This is a genomic window from Streptomyces davaonensis JCM 4913, from assembly GCF_000349325.1.
GTDB classification, from domain to species: domain Bacteria; phylum Actinomycetota; class Actinomycetes; order Streptomycetales; family Streptomycetaceae; genus Streptomyces; species Streptomyces davaonensis.
Genome location: NC_020504.1, coordinates 6,993,905 through 7,011,570, shown reverse-complemented (window position 1 = coordinate 7,011,570; position 17,666 = coordinate 6,993,905). Strand labels below are relative to the sequence as shown.

The 17,666-nt window shown below is 71.4% G+C and carries 19 protein-coding genes; 13 read left to right on the top strand and 6 right to left on the bottom strand.

Going from position 1 to position 17,666, the window contains the following annotated elements; all coding sequences use genetic code 11:
* Positions 1-27: 27 nt before the first annotated feature.
* Together BN159_RS30930 and BN159_RS30925 are read left to right on the top strand one after the other, a co-directional pair.
* Positions 28-1,023 carry a helix-turn-helix transcriptional regulator gene (locus BN159_RS30930; RefSeq protein ID WP_041820058.1) on the top strand — a complete coding sequence of 332 codons (996 nt, stop codon included), beginning with the start codon at positions 28-30 and terminating at the stop codon, positions 1,021-1,023.
* Between the two features lie 66 nt (positions 1,024-1,089).
* Positions 1,090-1,608, top strand: coding sequence for a DUF4240 domain-containing protein (locus tag BN159_RS30925; RefSeq protein ID WP_015660958.1), 519 nt, complete (start codon positions 1,090-1,092; stop codon positions 1,606-1,608).
* 176 nt (positions 1,609-1,784) lie between these two features.
* Here BN159_RS30925 and BN159_RS30920 read toward each other — a convergent pair whose 3' ends face one another.
* The gene (locus BN159_RS30920; RefSeq protein ID WP_015660957.1) at positions 1,785-2,603 is read right to left on the bottom strand and encodes a peptidoglycan recognition protein family protein; all 819 of its coding nucleotides are present in this window, start codon (positions 2,601-2,603) and stop codon (positions 1,785-1,787) included.
* 200 nt (positions 2,604-2,803) lie between these two features.
* Between BN159_RS30920 and BN159_RS30915 the strand changes: the two genes are divergently transcribed.
* On the top strand, positions 2,804-3,988 hold the full coding sequence (locus BN159_RS30915) for a MarP family serine protease (protein ID WP_015660956.1): 1,185 nt from the start codon (positions 2,804-2,806) through the stop codon (positions 3,986-3,988).
* A gap of 24 nt (positions 3,989-4,012) precedes the next feature.
* Here the strand turns inward: BN159_RS30915 and BN159_RS30910 are convergent, their stop codons facing one another.
* Positions 4,013-4,513 (bottom strand): GNAT family N-acetyltransferase, encoded by a 501-nt coding sequence (locus BN159_RS30910; RefSeq protein ID WP_015660955.1) that lies wholly within the window; start codon positions 4,511-4,513, stop codon positions 4,013-4,015.
* Positions 4,514-4,583: 70 nt separating this feature from the next.
* Here BN159_RS30910 and BN159_RS30905 point away from each other — a divergent pair, with 70 nt between their 5' ends.
* A complete protein-coding gene (locus BN159_RS30905; RefSeq protein ID WP_015660954.1) occupies positions 4,584-5,480 on the top strand; it encodes a TIGR01777 family oxidoreductase in 897 nt (298 codons plus the stop codon).
* 171 nt (positions 5,481-5,651) lie between these two features.
* Positions 5,652-7,004: an NAD(P)/FAD-dependent oxidoreductase gene (locus BN159_RS30900; RefSeq protein WP_015660953.1), complete on the top strand. Its 1,353-nt coding sequence runs from the start codon at positions 5,652-5,654 to the stop codon at positions 7,002-7,004.
* Between the two features lie 43 nt (positions 7,005-7,047).
* Here BN159_RS30900 and BN159_RS30895 read toward each other — a convergent pair whose 3' ends face one another.
* The gene (locus tag BN159_RS30895; RefSeq protein WP_015660952.1) at positions 7,048-8,484 is read right to left on the bottom strand and encodes a hypothetical protein; all 1,437 of its coding nucleotides are present in this window, start codon (positions 8,482-8,484) and stop codon (positions 7,048-7,050) included.
* 234 nt (positions 8,485-8,718) lie between these two features.
* Here BN159_RS30895 and lipB point away from each other — a divergent pair, with 234 nt between their 5' ends.
* The 4 genes from lipB (at position 8,719) to BN159_RS30875 (ending at position 11,774) form a co-directional block, all read left to right on the top strand.
* Positions 8,719-9,516, top strand: coding sequence for a lipoyl(octanoyl) transferase LipB (gene lipB, locus BN159_RS30890; protein WP_015660951.1), 798 nt, complete (start codon positions 8,719-8,721; stop codon positions 9,514-9,516).
* Between the two features lie 71 nt (positions 9,517-9,587).
* Entirely contained in the window at positions 9,588-10,553 is a 966-nt protein-coding gene (gene lipA / locus BN159_RS30885) for a lipoyl synthase (protein ID WP_015660950.1), read from the top strand.
* A 248-nt stretch (positions 10,554-10,801) separates the two neighbouring features.
* Positions 10,802-11,002 (top strand): SCO2195 family GlnR-regulated protein, encoded by a 201-nt coding sequence (locus BN159_RS30880; protein ID WP_015660949.1) that lies wholly within the window; start codon positions 10,802-10,804, stop codon positions 11,000-11,002.
* Positions 11,003-11,072: 70 nt separating this feature from the next.
* Positions 11,073-11,774 (top strand): DUF4191 domain-containing protein, encoded by a 702-nt coding sequence (locus BN159_RS30875; RefSeq protein WP_015660948.1) that lies wholly within the window; start codon positions 11,073-11,075, stop codon positions 11,772-11,774.
* A 28-nt stretch (positions 11,775-11,802) separates the two neighbouring features.
* Here the strand turns inward: BN159_RS30875 and BN159_RS30870 are convergent, their stop codons facing one another.
* The 3 genes from BN159_RS30870 to BN159_RS30860 all read right to left on the bottom strand — a co-directional run bounded on the left by BN159_RS30870 (position 11,803) and on the right by BN159_RS30860 (position 14,105).
* Entirely contained in the window at positions 11,803-12,309 is a 507-nt protein-coding gene (locus BN159_RS30870; protein WP_015660947.1) for a flavin reductase family protein, read from the bottom strand.
* Positions 12,310-12,372: 63 nt separating this feature from the next.
* On the bottom strand, positions 12,373-13,548 hold the full coding sequence (locus tag BN159_RS30865) for an acyl-CoA dehydrogenase family protein (RefSeq protein WP_063608109.1): 1,176 nt from the start codon (positions 13,546-13,548) through the stop codon (positions 12,373-12,375).
* 89 nt (positions 13,549-13,637) lie between these two features.
* Positions 13,638-14,105, bottom strand: a complete 468-nt coding sequence (locus BN159_RS30860; RefSeq protein WP_041820055.1) for an RDD family protein — start codon at positions 14,103-14,105, stop codon at positions 13,638-13,640.
* A 209-nt stretch (positions 14,106-14,314) separates the two neighbouring features.
* Between BN159_RS30860 and glnA the strand changes: the two genes are divergently transcribed.
* The 4 genes from glnA to pspAB all read left to right on the top strand — a co-directional run bounded on the left by glnA (position 14,315) and on the right by pspAB (position 17,660).
* Positions 14,315-15,724: a type I glutamate--ammonia ligase gene (gene glnA, locus BN159_RS30855; protein ID WP_015660944.1), complete on the top strand. Its 1,410-nt coding sequence runs from the start codon at positions 14,315-14,317 to the stop codon at positions 15,722-15,724.
* Positions 15,725-15,824: 100 nt separating this feature from the next.
* Positions 15,825-16,085 (top strand): SCO2583/SCO2584 N-terminal domain-containing protein, encoded by a 261-nt coding sequence (locus tag BN159_RS30850; protein ID WP_015660943.1) that lies wholly within the window; start codon positions 15,825-15,827, stop codon positions 16,083-16,085.
* A 67-nt stretch (positions 16,086-16,152) separates the two neighbouring features.
* Complete coding sequence (htpX, locus tag BN159_RS30845) at positions 16,153-17,061, top strand: zinc metalloprotease HtpX (RefSeq protein WP_015660942.1); 909 nt, start codon at positions 16,153-16,155, stop codon at positions 17,059-17,061.
* Positions 17,062-17,072: 11 nt separating this feature from the next.
* Entirely contained in the window at positions 17,073-17,660 is a 588-nt protein-coding gene (pspAB, locus tag BN159_RS30840) for a PspA-associated protein PspAB (RefSeq protein ID WP_015660941.1), read from the top strand.
* The last annotated feature ends 6 nt before the right edge of the window (positions 17,661-17,666 follow it).

Here is a 17,666-nt window from a genome sequence, read left to right as displayed (position 1 = left end):
GCGGGGGCCTCGTTGCATGATGGTGCTGTGCGTGCCGCCCGTCTGATCAAAATGGTGCTGTTGCTTCAGTCCCGGCCCTCCATGACCGCCGCCGAGTTGGCCCGGGAGCTGGAGGTGTCCGAGCGGACGGTGACGCGGGATGCTCAGGCGCTGTCGGAGGCCGGGGTTCCGGTGTACGCGGACCGGGGGCGGGCCGGTGGGTACCGGCTCATCGGGGGGTATCGGACTCGGCTGACCGGGCTGGCCCGTAGTGAGGCCGAGGCGCTCTTCCTCAGCGGGGTTCCTGGGGCGCTGCGCGAGATGGGGCTCGAAGACGCCGCCTCCGCCGCGCGGCTGAAGGTGTCCGCGGCCCTGCTGCCCTCGCTCCGGGACGCCTCGCGCACCGCCTCCCAGCGCTTTCATCTGGACGCGCCCAACTGGTTCAAGGAGCCGAAGACGCCCGCGCTGCTGCCCGCGGTCGCCGAGGCGGTGTGGGACGACCGGCGGGTCGTCGCGGAGTACCGGCGGGGCGAGGGCGAGGTGCGGCGGGAGCTGGAGCCGTACGGGCTCGTGCTGAAGGCCGGGGTCTGGTACCTGTGCGCGCGGGTCGCCGGGCACGGGACCTACCGGGTGTACCGCATCGACCGGTTCACCGCTGTCGAGCCCGTCGAGTCGGGCGAGGATCGCTTCGAGCGGGACGAGGGGTTCGAGCTGCCCGCCTTCTGGGAGGAGCGAGCCGAGCAGTTCGCGCGTTCCCTGCTGCGCGCCGAGATCGTCGTACGGCTCTCTCCGGACGGTGTGCGCAGGCTGCCGTACGCCCTCGATCCGCAGTCCGCGCGGGAGCGGCTCGGCGAGGCCGGTGAACCGGACGCGGAGGGCTGGGTGACCGTGACCGTGCCCGTGGAGTCGGAGGAGGTCGCGCACACCCAGCTCGCCTCGCTGGGGCCCGAGGTCGAGGTGCTGGCGCCGGAGACGCTGCGGGCGCGGTTCGTGGCCGACGCGGTACGCCTGGCCGCGCTGTACGGCGCGGCGGACGCCCGATAACAATCCGCCACAGTCCACCACACTCCACGTGCGCCCCACCCGTCCAGGGCCGATGCTGGACCCGTGATGGACGAGACGGAGTTCTGGGAGCTGGTGGACGCCGCCCGCGAGAGAGCAGAGGGCGACCCGGAGGAGCAGGCCGACCTGTTGGTGGACCGGCTCCTCCAGCTGGATCCCGAGATGGTCCTGGACTTCGCCCGTCACTTCGAGGCCCGCTACAACCGTGCGTACACCTGGGATTTGTGGGGCGCCGCCTGGGTGCTGCTGGACGGTGCCAGCGACGACGCCTTCGACTTCTTCCGGTGCTGGCTGATCGGCCAGGGCCGGGACGTGTACGAGGGCGGGGTGCACGATCCCGACTCGCTCGCCGATCTCCTGGACGAGTTCGACGAGGAGTTCGACGGCGACGGCGAGGAGCTCGGCTACGCGGCCGACGAGGCCTATGAGCAGCTCACCGGCACGGTCGCCCCGGACCTCGGCATCCCACCCGCCGCGGCGGAACCGGCGGGCGCCCCGGTCGCCTTCGAGAACGAACAGGCCCTGGCGGACCGTTACCCCAAGCTGTGGGAACGGTTCCGGGACTGAACGCTCCGCCGACTTCGCCGCTGGAATTGCCTCGGTGTGTCGTACGGCGGCTGCGGCACCGTCGTGGCTCGTCGCGCAGTTCCCCGCGCCCCTTCCCAGCCCGGCGGCACCGCGCAGCGCCACCGCGACCGGAGCCGCCCGGCCGCTCAGCTCCGCCTGTGGTCTCGCTGTGAGGCTCAGCGGCGGCCCTGGAGGCGGGCGGCCAGGTTCCGGATCTCCGGGAGCCGGGCGCTGAGCGCGGCGCCCGGGCAGCTCGTCATGTAGCCCTCCTGATGCCCGGCCAGGGCGTGCAGGGTGGCCGCGGTGCCGCGGGCGTAGCGGCTGCCGTTGTTGCTGGAGACCAGGCGCACCTTGGCGCGCGGGTCGGTGTCGGACAGGCCCAGCTTCCAGGCGGCCAGCGCGGCGATGGAGTCGGTCATCGCCTTCGGCACCTCGGCGCCTGCGGTGAACGTGCCGAGGGCGGCGATCCCGGCGGTGCGGTGGTTGAAGCCCTGGGTGTGGGCGCCGGTGACGGGGCGGGTGACGCCGCCCGCGCGGCCCTCGTAGATGGTGCCGCAGCGGTCGACGAGGAAGTTGTAGCCGATGTCGTCCCAGTCCCGGGAGCCGGTCTGCCCCGCGTACAGGTAGCGGATGATGCGAGGGGCCTCGGCGCAGTCGTAGGCGTTGGGCGAGTCGGTGTGGTGGATGAAGACGGCGACGACCTTGTCGTCGTAGCGCGGCGGCGGCTGATGGCGCCGGGTGTCCTCGTCGAGCCAGGCGGAGCGCGGCACGACGGGCGGCCGGGTGGCGGTGTGCGCGGCGGCCGGGCGGGCCGCCAGGGGCCGTGCGGCGGTCGCGCCGGGGCGTTCCACGCCGCTCGCGCACAGGGCCAGCGCCGTGACGGCGGCCAGCCCCGGCAGACAGCCGAGTGCGACGAGGGCCGCGCGGGGTATCCGGGGGGCGCGACGCCTCCGCGCCCCCCGCGCTCTTCGGAAGGCCGGTCGGAAGACACGCATGGACCCACTGTCCGACGGATCCGCTCCGCCCGCGATGTGTGGTCTGCCACCTGGTGGAACCATCGTGATGGTCTGCGGCGTTTTCCGGGGTACACGCACGCGTGACCGGTTCCGGCGGGCACGCGCGCGCGGCTGATCACTGGGCCCGTTCCGTGCGTACTGGATGTGCGTACTGGACGGTCCGAGAGAAAGGCGGCTCCGTGGACCTGCTCGACATCCTGCTGTTGCTGGTGATCCTGGCCTACGCGGCATCCGGCTACCGGCGCGGTCTGGTGGCGGGGTGCGTCTCGTTCGCCGGGTTCGTGGGCGGCGCGGTCATCGGCGTGTGGGTGCTGCCGTGGCTGATGGACCTGGTGGAGCCGGGGACCACGGCGGCGACGGTGACCGCGGTGCTCACCGTGCTGGTCCCGGCGGCGGTGGGGCACGAGCTGGCGGGGCGTCTTGCGCTGCGGCTGCGCCGGGAGCTGGACCAGGGGCCGCTCAGGGTCGCCGACGGGGTCGGCGGGGCGGTCGCCAACTCGGTGGCCGTGCTGATCGTGGCCTGGGTCGCGGCGAGCGTGCTGGCCGCCTCCTCCTCACCGCTGCTGACCTCGGCGATCCGGGACTCCCGGGTGCTGGGGACGGTCCAGGACGCGATGCCGGACACCACCCCGGCCTGGTTCTCGCGGGCCACCTCCGCGCTCACCGAGGCGGGGTTCCCGCAGGTGTTCAACCCGTTCGAGAACGAGTCCACGGCCGAGGTCGCCAAACCCACCGGCGACAGCGTCACCGCCGCCGCGACGAACGCCGCCAAGCTGAGCACGGTCAAGATCGAGGGTGTCTCGGGCACTCAGGGCCGCGAGGGCAGCGGCTTCGTGTACGCGCCGCGCCATGTGATGACCAACGCCCATGTGGTGGCCGGCCTCGACGAGCCGAGCGTGCGGGTCGGCGGGGTGGGACCGGCGTACGAGTCGCGGGTGGTGCTGTTCGACCCCGACAAGGATGTGGCGGTGCTGTACGTGCCGGAGCTGAGCGCGCCGGTGCTGAAGTGGGACGACAGTGCGGAGCGCGGCGACTCCGCGGTGGTCGCGGGCTATCCCGAGGACGGCGACCTGAATCTCCAGGCGGCCACGGTCGCGAGCCGGGTGCGGGCGAACGGCCAGAACATCTACAACGACGACATCGTCACCCGCGAGATCTACTCGATCCGCTCCACCGTCCGCCCCGGCAACTCCGGCGGCCCGCTGCTGACCACCGAGGGCCGGGTGTACGGGGTGGTCTTCGCCCGCTCCACGTCCGACGCCGAGACCGGCTATGTGCTGACGGCGGCGGAGGTCACCGAGGACGCGGAGCGGGCCGCGGACGCGACGGCGCCGGTGGACACGGGCGAGCTGGTCACCTCGTAGAGGGTCCGTGGCAGGAGGCCAGGGTCAGAGGCGGAGGCCCATGACGACGTCGTCGACGTAGGCGCCTTCCAGGAAGAACTCCTCGGGCAGCACGCCCTCCACCACGAACCCCTCGGACTCGTACAGCTTGCGGGCCGGGGTGTTGTGGCCGAGGACGCGCAGGGTGAGCCGGCGGGCGCCGCGGCGGCGGGCCTCCTCGGCGGCCGCCCGGATCAGCGCCCGTCCGACGCCGTGTCCACGCGCCGCGTCGGAGACGGCGAGGCCCTGGATCTGCCGCACATGCGTGTTCGAGGCGAGCGGTGTGGGGAAGGCGAGCCGGATGTAGCCGACGAGGCGCCGGTCCAGTTCGGCGACCAGATGGTCCTCGGGGAGGTGGCGCTCGTCGAAGAAGGGACGGTACGGCGGTTGCGGGCGGGGGGTGACCGCGTGCAGCGTCGACCACGTGTCCCGGTCGAGGCGGGCCAGCTCCTGCTCGTCCTCGGGCAGGGCGGTGCGTATGCGGGGCGACGCGTGCGACTCAGGCATGCGGGTCACCTTACGGCGCCGACAGGCGTAGCTGACCAGGCATTTACGGCGGCCGACACAGGATGGGGCCATGGAACGCTCAAGAATCGCGGTGGCCGGGGCCTCCGGGCTGATCGGGAGTGCCCTGGTCCGGTCCCTGACGGCGGACGGGCACGAAGTGGTGCGCCTGGTGCGACGCGTGCCGCGGACGAAGGACGAGATCCGCTGGGACCCCGAGGCCAGGTTCGTCGACGCGGCCGATCTCACCGGCTGCCACGCGGTGGTCAACCTGGCCGGGGCGGGGGTGGGATCGCGGCGCTGGACGAAGGCGTACAAGGCGCGGATCCAGGGCAGCCGGCTGCTGGGCACGGCGGCCCTCGCGGAGGCCATGGCGTCGCTGGACACCCCACCGCGGGTCTTCGTCAACGGCAGCGCGATCGGCTACTACGGCGACACCGGCGACCGGGTCGTCGACGAGAGCGCGCCGCCCGGGCAGGGCTTCCTGCCGGAACTGTGCGTGCGCTGGGAGGCCGCAGCGTCCCCCGCGGAACGGGCGGGGGTGCGCACGGTGTTCGTGCGCACCGGTCTGGTGGTGGCCCGGCACGGCGGGGCCTGGGGGCGGCTGTTCCCGCTGTTCGAGGCGGGGCTCGGCGGGCGGCTGGGCAGCGGGCGGCAGTACTGGTCGTGGGTCTCGCTGCACGACGAGGTGGCGGCGATCCGGCATCTGCTGGACTCGGACGATCTGTCGGGGCCGTTCAACGTGACCGCGCCCGAGCCGCTGACGAACCGTGAGATCACCGCGGCGATGGGCCGGGTGCTGAACCGGCCGACCCTGTTCACGGTGCCGGAGCCGGTGCTGCGCACGGTGCTCGGGGAGCTGTCCGGGGATGTGCTCGGCAGTACCCGGGCGGTGCCGAAGCGACTGCTGGAGTCGGGGTTCACCTTCGCGTTCCCTGACATCGAGGGGGCGGTACGAGCAGCGCTGTGACGTCGTACGACCAACTTCTTGTCCGTATGCGACCGTTGTGCGACCGTGCCCTGCCGATGCGCGACTTCCCTTGACCGATCACAGCCCTAACCTCGACCCGAACTCGGGTATCCCCGGAGCCAGTTGGGGGCATGACGTCTCCACCGGCCACTCAACGTCGAGGAGGGGCACGTGCTTGAGCCCGCGTACCAGGCGGACGTCGTCGTGGTGGGAGCCGGGATCGCCGGCCTCGCCGCGGCCCATCGGCTGACCAGCGCAGGAGTGACGACCGTAGTCCTGGAGGCCGCCCATGACGTGGGCGGCCGCATGTCGACCGAGAAGGTCGACGGCTTCCGGCTCGACCGCATCGGGCAGTTGATGTCCACGTCGTACCCCGAACTGCGGATGACCCCGGGACTCGACGTGCTCGCCCTGTGCACCTTCGCACCGGGGGTTCTGCTGCACAGCGACGGACACCGGCATCGGGTGGGCGCTCCGGCGGCTCAGGGGGGCGCGAGGGGCGCACTCCACGCGGTGCGCGCCCTGGCGAGCGCCCCCCGGCCCATTTCGGCGCCGCGTGCGCCGCGTGCGCCGCTGGGCACGGCGGTCGACCAGGCACGGCTCGCCGCGGCACTGGTCCGGCTCGCGGGGACGCCCGTCGAACGGCTGCTGACCCGCGCCGAGGTACCGGCCGGACAGGCCCTGACCGACCGCGGCCTACCGGCGCGCGCGGTCGACGGCTTCCTGCGCCCGCTTCTGTCCGCGCTCCTGTGCGATCCGGACCTGACGTCGTCCAGCCGGTGCGCGGATCTGGCCCTGCACTCGTTCGCGAGCGGGCGGCTGTGCGTGCCGGAAGGGGGCGCGGAGGCGCTGCCGCACCTCCTCGCCCGGTCGCTGCCGCCCGGGACCGTGCACACCGGGGTACGGGTCACCTCGGTCTCGACGACCGAGGTGACCACGGCGGAGCACGGGGTGTTCCGGTGCCGGGCGGTCCTGCTCGCCACGGGGGCACGGACGGCGGCGGAGCTGCTGCCGGGACTGCGAGTACCGGACTTCCACCCGGTAACGGTGATCCACCACACCACGGACGAGCCACCCACCACCGGCGCGGCACTCCTCCTGGACGCCGACCGGGGCGGCCCGGTGTCGCACACGGCGGTGGTGAGCGCGGTGGACCCGACCCGCGCACCCGAGGGCCGGTCCCTGGTCTCGTCGACGGTACTGGGCACTCCCCCGGCAGACCTCGACACAGCGGTCCGCACCCACCTGTCCCGCCTGTACGGCACCCCCACGTCCCGATGGGAAACGCTGGCGGTCCACCACACCCCGGACGCCGTACCGTCCATGCGCCCGCCCCATGACCTACGCCGCCCCGTCCGCCTCCTGGCGGGCCTGTACGTCTGCGGCGACCACCGCGACACCAGCACGGTCCAGGGAGCCCTGCACTCGGCCCACCGAGCCACCGACGCCCTCCTGACGGACCTGGGCGCAACGGGCTCCCTGCACCGAGCGGACCCGCTGCCCACGGTGCCGAAGGCGGCGTGACGACCACAGGTCGGGCACCGCGCTCAGCGGTGCCCGACCGTTCTCAGCCCAACGCCGAGACCTTGTCCCGGTACCCCCTCACCGGTGCCGCGTCCTTGTAGGGCTCCAGGCGGCGTTCGAAGTCCCGGATGTACTCCACCGCCCGCACCGACCGCATCTCCGCCGCCTGGCCCGCCGCCTCCACGCCCAGTGCACACGCCTGGTCGAGTTCGCCGAGGCCGAGGCGGGCGGAAGCGAGGACGACCCGGCAGAAGAGGCGGCTGCGGGCGAAGGCGGGGGCCCGGAGCTGGAGGGAACGCTCGGCGTGCTGCGCCGCGGCCCGGAACTGTTGCAGGTCCCGGTGGCAGTGGCCGAACTCGTCCGCGAGCTGCGCCTCGTCGAAGAACCGCGCCCAGTGCGGGACTTCGTCGGCGGGCCGGGCCGCCTCCAGCGCCCGCTCGGCCCGCACCAGCGACGCCGTGCACGCCCGCACCTCCCCCAGTACGCCATGTCCGCGCGCCTCGGCGGAGTGCAGCAGCGCCTGGACGGTGGGCGGAGCGTTGGTGCCGACGCCCTGCTGGGCGACCCGGGCGAGCTGCACCGCCTCCCGCCCGTGCCCGAGATACACGGCCTGGCGGCTCATGGTGACCAGCACATAGGAGCCGTACGCCCGGTCCCCCGCGGCCTGAGCCAGCCGCAGCGACTGGACGTAGTACCGCTGCGCGAGACCGTGCGCGGCGATGTCGTACGACGTCCAGCCCGCGAGCCGGGTCAGATCGGCCGCCGCGGCGAACAGGCGGCGCCCGGTCGTCTCGCCGTACGTGCCGCGCAGCATCGGCTCGCACTCGTGCTCCAGATACCGCACGAGGGCCTGCCGGGCGTGGCCGCCGCCGTACATGTTGTCCAGCGTGCGGAAGAGCTCGCCGACCGAGCGCAGGGCGTTGATGTCGCCCCCGGTGACCTTCTGGCCGGGTCCGCGCTCGGCCTGGCCGCGCTGGCGGGGCACCGCGGGACGGCCCTGGACCGGCACCCGGCCCGTGGACTCGCCGTGCGCGACCTTGTCGTCGGCCCGGCCGATCAGCCAGTCCCGGCTGGGCACGACCAGACCGGCCGGGGTGAAGGCGATCTTGCGCAGCTCGGCATGGCTGCCGGAGTCCTTGCGCCACAGGCCGCTGATGATGTCGACGGCCTCTTCCGGGGTGGCGGCGAACTCCAGGCCCGCGTAGACGGGAGCGCAGGCGTCCAGGCCGAGGTCCTGGGCGCTGAGCCGACGGCCGAGGCGGCGGGTGAAGACCTCGGCGATCAGGGCGGGGGTGGTGCCGCGGGGCTGCTGTCCGCGCAGCCACCGGGTCACGGATGTCTTGTCGTATCTCAGGTCCAGCCCGTGTTCGAGTCCGAGCTGGTCCACGCGACGGGCGAGACCCGCGTTGGAGAACCCCGCTTCTGCGATGAGCGCGGCGAGCTGTCGATTGGGAGTGCGCTGCGCGGGTCGTTCCGTCATCTGCGGTGCGGTCTCCTGCCTTCCAGGCCTTTGACATGCCCGGATTGCCTGTGAGCAGCCCTTATGGCCTCTGCGAACGGCGCGAATGTAGCGGAGAGTGAGCAGGTGATCGCACTCTTCCTCACCCGTTCATCCGATCGTGTGAGGATTGGCCGCCAGACTGACGCTGGACCGGCAGTCGTACAGTGGCGTAGGCACCCTTCGTGCCTTACGACGTCCAGGGAGGCGCTTGCCGTGAGTGAGTTGCGGTTCGTCCGTATGGGGTTCGGCGGCGACGCCGTCGAGTACCAGGAGGCCTGGGACGAGCAGCGCCGGGTGCACGCGGCGCGGTTCGCCGACGAGGTCCCCGACACCGTGCTGCTGCTCGAACACCCGCCGGTCTACACGGCCGGCCGGCGCACGGCGGACAACGAGCGCCCGCTCGACGGCACCCCGGTCATCGACGTGGACCGCGGCGGCAAGATCACCTGGCATGGCCCGGGCCAGCTGGTCGGCTACCCGATCCAGAAGCTCCCGCGCCCGGTGGACGTGGTGGCACACGTACGGCGCCTGGAGGAGGCCCTGATCCGCACCTGCGCGGAGTTCGGCCTGGAGACCACCCGGGTCGAGGGCCGCAGCGGGGTGTGGGTGCTCGGCGACCCGGTCGAGCGGCGCCCGGCGCTCGGCGGTCTCTCGCTCGACTTCGACCCGCGCCTGACCGACGAGGAGTTCGACCCGCGTCTGAACGGCCCCGAGTACGCCCCGTCCAACGCGGGCCAGCGCCGCGAGGACCGCAAGATCGCGGCGATCGGGATCCGGGTCGCCAAGGGCGTCACGATGCACGGCTTCGCGCTCAACGTGAACCCCGACAACAAGTGGTTCGACCGCATCATCCCGTGCGGCATCCGGGACGCCGGCGTCGCCTCGCTCGCCGCCGAGCTGGGCCGGGACGTCACGATCGGCGAGGTCCTGCCGGTCATCGAGCGGCACTTGACCGACGTACTGGAGAACGCGGACCTGAAGCCGCGCGAGATCGAGCGGGCCTCGGCATAACCGACGCCTGACCAACAAATCAACGGGCGTACCCTTGAGAACGCCGAAGAATCAAACGCTAGGGAGCCGACGTGTCCGCAGTCGCACCCGACGGACGCAAGATGCTGCGCCTGGAGGTCCGGAACAGCCAGACCCCCATCGAGCGCAAGCCCGAGTGGATCAAGACCCGGGCGAAAATGGGTCCCGAGTACACCGCCATGCAGAAACTCGTGAAGAGCGAGGGCCTGCACACGGTCTGCCAGGAAGCCGGCTGTCCCAACATCTACGAGTGCTGGGAGGACCGCGAGGCGACCTTCCTCATCGGTGGCGACCAGTGCACCCGGCGCTGTGACTTCTGCCAGATCGACACCGGCAAGCCCGAGGCCCTCGACCGCGACGAGCCGCGCCGTGTCGGCGAGTCCGTGGTCACCATGGACCTCAACTACGCCACCATCACCGGCGTCGCCCGCGACGACCTGGAGGACGGCGGCGCCTGGCTGTACGCGGAGACGGTCCGCCAGATCCACCAGCAGACCGCCGAGCGCGCGGCCGGCCGCACCAAGGTCGAGCTGCTCGCCCCCGACTTCAACGCGGTCCCGGAGCTGCTCCAGCAGGTCTTCGAGTCCCGCCCCGAGGTCTTCGCGCACAACGTCGAGACGGTCCCGCGGATCTTCAAGCGGATCCGCCCCGGCTTCCGCTACGACCGCTCGCTGAAGGTCATCACCGACGCCCGTGACTTCGGCCTGGTGACCAAGTCCAACCTGATCCTCGGCATGGGCGAGACCCGCGAGGAGGTCAGCGAGGCGCTGAAGCAGCTGCACGAGGCGGGCTGCGAGCTGATCACCATCACGCAGTACCTGCGTCCCTCCGTGCGCCACCACCCGGTGGAGCGCTGGGTCAAGCCGCAGGAGTTCGTGGAGCTGAAGGAGGAGGCCGAGCAGCTGGGCTTCTCCGGTGTGATGTCCGGCCCGCTGGTGCGCTCCTCGTACCGCGCCGGTCGGCTCTACCAGATGGCCGTGGAGAAGCGAGGCGCTTTCATCGCCTCCCAGGCGGTCTGATGGCACGCAGTGTCATCGGATTCGTGTGAATCCGGGCACAAGCAACTACCCGGCGGTAGTGGCCAATTGACGCGGTCCTGGGCGTCCCCGCAGATGGGGGCGCCGTCAGGGCCGCGTCAACGTTTTCGGGCCACATATCAAGGCTTCATTGGCGTTTGACCGGTCGGTCACGCCCTGGTAACACCAATCAGTGACGCTGGACTCACACCACGTACACCCGAAGCCGATCCCGAGGGGGGACCTCCACCATGCAGGCCGCGCCGGTTCGCGCCACCGCCATTCCGTCGTTCACCACTGCACTCCGTGCCGTCGAGTCGCTGCTGATGAGCGGCGGCCAGCGCACGGCCCGCCGCAACGCCTGGACGTCCGTCCTGGAGGACCGCCGCCGCGCCAAGGACCGGGTCGAGGCACAGCAGGTGCTGGAGCGGGCGCACTCCGCCCGCCCCTGATCGTCCCTGACCGTTTCGGTGACCGGCACTGCCGTCGTCGGCACTCCCGGGGCCACGTAGACTTCGTGCCATGGCGAGAAGTGACAGCGCGGCGGATGCCGCTAACCCCGGGCGTCTGAAGCAGATCGCCCTGACGTACAAGATGACCCGGAAGGCCGACAAGACGATCGGCCTCGTGCTCGCGGGCGTCTTCCTCCTCATCCTCGGTGTCTTTCTCGCGATCGGCTTCCTGATCGGTCACCCGATCTACCTCGGCATCCTGGGCTTCGTCCTCGCCTTCCTCGGCACGGCGATCGTGTTCGGGCGCCGGGCCGAGCGGGCCGCCTTCGGGCAGATGGAGGGCCAGCCGGGCGCCGCCGCGGCCGTGCTGGACAACATCGGCCGGGGCTGGACGACCACCCCCGCGGTGGCGATGAACCGCAGCCAGGACGTGGTGCACCGGGCCGTCGGCAAGGCCGGCATCGTCCTGGTCGCCGAGGGCAACCCGAACCGGGTGAAGAGCCTGCTGGCCGCCGAGAAGAAGAAGATGAACCGCATCGTCGCGGACGTGCCGGTGCACGATCTGATCGTCGGTGTCGGCGAGGGCCAGGTCGAGCTGAAGAAGCTGCGCACGACCATGCTGAAGCTGCCGCGGGTGCTCTCCGGCCCCCAGGTGACCGCCACCAACGACCGGCTGCGCGCCCTGGGCGACCTGATGAGCAACATGCCGCTGCCCAAGGGTCCGATGCCGAAGGGCATGAAGCTCCCCAAGGGCGGCCCGAAGGCCCGCTAGCCAGGCCCTGAGCCAGGCCCGCCGAGCCTCAGGACAGCGTTCTGAAGGACCGGTCGTAATACACCATCGGGGCCCCTTCCCCCAGTCGTACACCCGTCACCCGGCCGATCAGGACCGTATGGTCCCCGGCCGGGTGTCGTGCGTGTGCGACGCAGTCCAGCTCGGACAGGGCCCGCTCGACCGTCGGCAGCCCGCCGGGGCTCAGCCGCAGTCCGCCGCAGCCGAACTTGTCGGCGCCCTTGGTGGCGAAGCGCTCCGCGAGCGGGCGGTGGACCGGGGAGAGCACGCTCACCGCGAAGCGGTCGCAGCCGGCGAACGACGACGCCGAGTCGGCCGAGTTCGCCACGCACACCAGGACCATCGGCGGATCCAGCGACACCGAGCAGAAGGAGCTGGCGGTGAATCCGCGCGGGGTGCCGTCCGGACAACGGGTGGTCACCACCACGACGCCCGAGGGGAAGCGGCTCATCGCGGCCCGGAACTCCTCGGGCGCCACCGTCGCCTCGGGTATGTCGGTGTCCTGCTCCGTCCGCACGGCCGCACCACCTCCGCGTTCACGTCGACTATGCGCGTACCGTCACCGACCGGCAACCGCAGGTCACGTCCGGGCGGACAGCGCCCAGGCGCCGTAGGCCGCGCCCGTGGTCTCGAAGGAGAGCGCCACATGGGAGGCGGCGCTGTTCACATCGCGCCAGAAGCGCTGCACCGGGTCGGTGGAGGACTGACCTGAGGTCCCGCTGGTGCGGAAGACCCGGTCGACCGCCGAGACCAGCAGCTCCACCGCGAGCGCCAGATCCCGGGCCCCGCGCACCGCTGCCTCCCCCTCCGGCGGGGTCTCGGTACCGTCGGCGACGGCCGCGGTGCGCCGTACGAGGAGTTCCGCGGCGTCCGCCTCGGCGGCCGAGCGGGCCAGGGAGACCTGGGTGGAAGGCAGCTCCGCCACGGCCCGGCCGCGCCGGTCGACGCGGGATCCGGTGCGCTCGACCCAGGACCGCATCGCCCCGCGTACGGCGCCTACCAGCGGGGCGGCGAAGGGCAGGGAGTTCACGGCGTGCATCGGCACGAGGTGGCAGCGCGCGTCCGAGCCGTTCGCCCGGCCCACGTGGACGTCGGAGCGGGCCAGGGTCCGGTGCTCGGGCACGAAGACGTCGGCGAGGACCAGGGTGTCGCTGCCGGTGCCGCACATGCCCACGGAGTACCAGCTGTCCTTGATCGTGAAGTCGGCCGCCGGTACCGCGAAGTACCGCACCGCGGGCCGTCCGTCGGGGTCGGCGGACGGCTCGTCCGGTACGGCCGCGCAGGCCAGCGCCCAGTCGGCGAAGTGCACGCCGCTGATGTACTTCCACTCACCGCTCAGCAGCCAGCCCCCGGGCACCCGCTGTGCCGTGCCGGCGGGCATCAGCGCGGCAGCCAGCAGCGCGTCCGGGCCGTCCGCCCAGATCTCCCGCTGTCCCCGCTCGGGCAGGAAGGCCGCGTACCGGCCGGCGTAGGCGGACAGCGACGCCGCCCAGGCCGCCGAGGTGCAGCCCTCGCCGACCAGGAAGACCGCGGAGGTCAGCTCGGTGAAGCCACCGGCCGTACCGCCATGGGCCCGGGGCACGAAGTGCCGCGCGAAGCCCGCGTCCCGCACCGCGTGGACCACCTGCGCCGAGAGCCGCCGTGCGGCCTCCGCCTCCGCCGAGTGCCGGGCCGCGAGCTCGGCGACCCGGGACGCCCGGGTCACGATCGTCGACGTGTTGTCGTACGGCACTGTCCAACCACCTCCGCCGGTCATGGCGGCAGTGTTTCGAACAGGGTTCGACGGGGGCGGGACCCCGGGCCGTGACCTGGGCGGGCGTCACCCGACCGGCGGGCCGGACGGGCTCAGATGCGGACCTCGACGGTGCGCGCCAGCCGGTCGTGCAGGCCCCGGCCGTCACGGTCCCAGATCAGGGCGGGGACGGCGAGGAACATCAGGACCGTGCGCAGCAGCACCCGGAGCGGGTGGACACGGCCGGTGTCGAGGGCGATCACGCGCAGGCCGAAGAGCCGCTTACCAGGGGTGAAGCCCAGGGTGCCGACCGTGAGCACGATCAGCGCGAAGAGCAGGATCGGCGCCCAGATCTGGGCCGCCTCGTTATAGCTCTGCGTGATGAGGCCGTATGCGATCAAGAGGCACAGAGCCCAGTCCACGGCCAGAGCGCCGAGCCGCCGCCCCGGACGGGCGATCGAGCCCGACCCGTGCTCCGGCAGACCGAGCTGCTCGCCCCGGTATCCGAGATCGACACCGGCCTCTTCCATGGCCGCGCGGGGCCCGGAGAGCCACGATCCGATTGCTTGCCTGTTGTCCACCCGTCCACGGTACTGCGCCCGGATATGACCAAGGACAGGTGGGGTGCGTCGGAGCTACGGTGGAACCCGGGCCGGTTAACTTGTGCGAAACAAATGGGTCACGCCCGAGAAATCACGCGTCCCTAGGGTCGAGGTCAGCGTGTGCCACCGCACTGGCCGCACGACCGAACTACCACCCCGGCGAGGCGCTCGGGAGTAGGAGGAGCTGGATGTTCCAGAACGCCGACGAGGCCAAGAAGTTCATCGCGGACGAGGAGGTCAAGTTCGTTGACGTCCGGTTCTGCGACCTGCCGGGCGTGATGCAGCACTTCACGGTGCCCGTCGAGGCGTTCGACCCGGACGAGGAGCTCGCGTTCGACGGTTCGTCGATCCGTGGCTTCCAGGCCATCCACGAGTCCGACATGGCGCTGCGCGCGGACCTGTCGACCGCCCGGGTCGACCCCTTCCGCCGCGACAAGACGCTGAACATCAACTTCTTCATCCACGACCCGATCACGGGCGAGCAGTACTCCCGCGACCCGCGCAACGTGGCGAAGAAGGCGGAGGCCTACCTCGCCTCGACCGGTATCGCGGACACCGCGTACTTCGGTCCCGAGGCCGAGTTCTACGTCTTCGACAGCGTGCGTTTCGCCACCACCGCGAACGAGTCCTTCTACCACATCGACTCCGAGGCGGGCGCCTGGAACACCGGTGCGCTGGAGGACAACCGCGGTTACAAGGTCCGCTACAAGGGCGGCTACTTCCCGGTCCCGCCGGTCGACCACTTCGCCGACCTGCGCGCCGAGATCTCCCTGGAGCTGGACAAGCAGGGCCTGAAGGTCGAGCGCCAGCACCACGAGGTGGGCACCGCCGGCCAGGCCGAGATCAACTACAAGTTCAACACGCTGCTCGCCGCGGCCGACGACCTCCAGCTCTTCAAGTACATCGTGAAGAACGTGGCCTGGCGCAACGGCAAGACCGCGACCTTCATGCCGAAGCCGATCTTCGGTGACAACGGCTCGGGCATGCACGTGCACCAGTCGCTGTGGGCCAATGGCGACCCGCTGTTCTACGACGAGGCCGGCTACGCGGGCCTGTCGGACACCGCCCGCTACTACATCGGCGGCATCCTCAAGCACGCCCCGTCGCTGCTGGCCTTCACCAACCCGACGGTGAACTCCTACCACCGTCTGGTGCCGGGCTTCGAGGCGCCGATCAACCTGGTGTACTCGCAGCGCAACCGCTCCGCCGCGATGCGTATCCCGATCACGGGCTCCAACCCGAAGGCCAAGCGCGTCGAGTTCCGCGCGCCCGACTCCTCCGGCAACCCGTACCTGGCCTTCTCGGCGCTGCTGCTCGCGGGCCTGGACGGCATCAAGAACAAGATCGAGCCGGCCGAGCCGATCGACAAGGACCTCTACGAGCTGGCTCCCGAGGAGCACGCGAACGTGGCGCAGGTCCCGACCTCGCTCCCGGCCGTCCTCGACTCGCTGGAGCGCGACCACGAGTTCCTGCTCGCCGGTGACGTCTTCACGTCCGACCTGATCGAGACGTGGATCGACTTCAAGCGCGCCAACGAGATCGCCCCGCTCCAGCTGCGTCCGCACCCGCACGAGTTCGAGCTGTACTTCGACGTGTGATCGACGCCTGAGCCGTTCGGCGGCGCCCCCGTTCCTGTTTCTCAGGGCGGGGGCGCCGTCGTATGGTGGGGGTACTGCTGTTCGAGAAGGGTTTACGGGGATGACCGAACAGGGCGATGGCGAGCGGGAGTTCGACATCAAGTGGGCGGACGACGCCGCGCACAAAGAGCCTTCGGCGCGGGCGCGGATGCTGGCCGCGCGCTGGAAGGAGCACCCGCCCGGACCCGTGCCCTTCCGTGGCGACCCGGATCCGGTACGTCATGGGCGGCACCGGTCGTGGATATCGACGGCCGTGGTGCTGGGCAGCGTCGCGGCGATCATCGTGCTGCTCGGGTATGTGAATCTGCGGGGCCCGTACTAGAAACACCAGCCGCGGCGGCGATGCACACTGGCAGTGGGACGAGTGCCTGACTGCGGGGTGAGGCAAGATGCAGAGCCGCTTTCGTAGTGATCGGGGCCTGACCGCCCGTATGGGGGTCACCTTGTTCCTGCTGGGCCTGTTGTACGTGGTCTTCGTGGGCGCCCTGATCGTGCTGCTGAAGTCCTGGGTGCTGGTCGTGGTGGTCGCCGCGGGGTTCCTCGGGGCCCAGTACTGGTTCTCCGACCGGCTCGCGCTGTTCGCGATGCGCGGACGGGTCGTGGAGCGCGAGGAGTATCCCGAGCTGCACGGCGTGGTCGACCGGCTGAGCGCGCTGGCCGACATGCCGAAGCCGGTGGTCGCCGTATCCGATCTGGACATGCCGAACGCGTTCGCCACCGGGCGCAATCCCGATCATGCCGTGGTGTGTGTGACGACCGGGCTGCTGCGGCGGCTCGAGCCGCACGAGCTGGAGGGTGTGCTGGCGCACGAGCTGTCGCATGTGGCGCACAAGGACGTCGCCGTGATCACGGTCGCGTCGTTCCTCGGGGTGATCGCCGGGCTGATCGTGCGGTTCGCCTTCTACAGCCAGTTGTTCGGCGGGGGCCGGCGGGACCAGAACACCGCGGTCGTCTTCGCCACGGTGATGGGGGTGTCGGCGGCCGTGTACGCGATCAGCTTCCTGTTGATCCGGGCCCTGTCCCGGTACCGGGAGCTGGCGGCGGACCGGGCGGCGGCGCTGCTCACCGGGCGGCCCTCCGCGCTGGCCTCCGCGCTCACCAAGGTCTCCGGGGACATCGCCCGCATCCCGACCAAGGATCTGCGGACGGCGCAGGCGTTCAACGCCTTCTACTTCACCCCGGCGCTGGGCCGCGAGCCCGGTTTCTCGCGACTCTTCTCCACCCACCCGAGCCTGGAGCAGCGCCTCGACCAGCTGGGACGGATCTCCGCCGAGCTGGGTGAGGCGGCGGCTCCCTGAGGGGCGTGAGCATGGGACTGCTGGACATTCTGCTCGGCCGTACCAAGGCGGTCGCGCCCGATCTGGACCAGCTCTTCGGGCTGCCGTCGGCGGCGGTGACGCTGGAGGCGGCCACCGGGTTCGTGCCGACCGGGAGGGGGGCGGTGTGCTTCGCGACCGTCGAGGGCGCCGCCTTCGAGCAGACGCACCGCGAGGTCCAGGCGCTGCTGGACGCGGACGCCGATCGCGACGGAGTGCCGGTGCGGCTGACCAGGGACAGCTACGGCTACTCCTGGCTGGTCTCCGAGCGCTCCCCCGACCGGCTCCCGGATCTGGTGAACGATCTGCACGCGGTCAACAGCTCGATGGAGGTCAACGGCTTCGGCCCGCAGTTGCTCTGCTCCCTCGCGGGCTTCCGGAACCCGGCCGAGGACCGGGCGCTGGCGCTGGTCTACCTGTACAAGCGCGGCACCTTCTACCCCTTCGCGCCACTGCCCGGTGCGGGGCAGCGGCGCGACAACGCGCTCGAACTCAGGGTGAAGGCCACGCTCGGCAACGATCTGCGGCTGGAGGAGGACCTCGGCCGCTGGTTCCCGGTGTGGGGCGCGCCGGGGCTGTGAGCGGGG

What these genes read in the sequence shown, in the direction of transcription:
- glnA (WP_015660944.1), top strand. Translation starts at nt 14,315, where the DNA reads ATGTTCCAGAACGCCGACGAGGCCAAGAAGTTCATCGCGGACGAGGAG.
- BN159_RS30895 (WP_015660952.1), bottom strand. Translation starts at nt 8,484, where the DNA reads ATGACGGAACGACCCGCGCAGCGCACTCCCAATCGACAGCTCGCCGCG.
- BN159_RS30905 (WP_015660954.1), top strand. Translation starts at nt 4,584, where the DNA reads ATGGAACGCTCAAGAATCGCGGTGGCCGGGGCCTCCGGGCTGATCGGG.
- BN159_RS30920 (WP_015660957.1), bottom strand. Translation starts at nt 2,603, where the DNA reads ATGCGTGTCTTCCGACCGGCCTTCCGAAGAGCGCGGGGGGCGCGGAGG.
- BN159_RS30865 (WP_063608109.1), bottom strand. Translation starts at nt 13,548, where the DNA reads ATGACCGGCGGAGGTGGTTGGACAGTGCCGTACGACAACACGTCGACG.
- BN159_RS30850 (WP_015660943.1), top strand. Translation starts at nt 15,825, where the DNA reads ATGACCGAACAGGGCGATGGCGAGCGGGAGTTCGACATCAAGTGGGCG.
- BN159_RS30875 (WP_015660948.1), top strand. Translation starts at nt 11,073, where the DNA reads ATGGCGAGAAGTGACAGCGCGGCGGATGCCGCTAACCCCGGGCGTCTG.
- BN159_RS30880 (WP_015660949.1), top strand. Translation starts at nt 10,802, where the DNA reads ATGCAGGCCGCGCCGGTTCGCGCCACCGCCATTCCGTCGTTCACCACT.
- BN159_RS30910 (WP_015660955.1), bottom strand. Translation starts at nt 4,513, where the DNA reads ATGCCTGAGTCGCACGCGTCGCCCCGCATACGCACCGCCCTGCCCGAG.
- BN159_RS30925 (WP_015660958.1), top strand. Translation starts at nt 1,090, where the DNA reads ATGGACGAGACGGAGTTCTGGGAGCTGGTGGACGCCGCCCGCGAGAGA.
- htpX (WP_015660942.1), top strand. Translation starts at nt 16,153, where the DNA reads ATGCAGAGCCGCTTTCGTAGTGATCGGGGCCTGACCGCCCGTATGGGG.
- pspAB (WP_015660941.1), top strand. Translation starts at nt 17,073, where the DNA reads ATGGGACTGCTGGACATTCTGCTCGGCCGTACCAAGGCGGTCGCGCCC.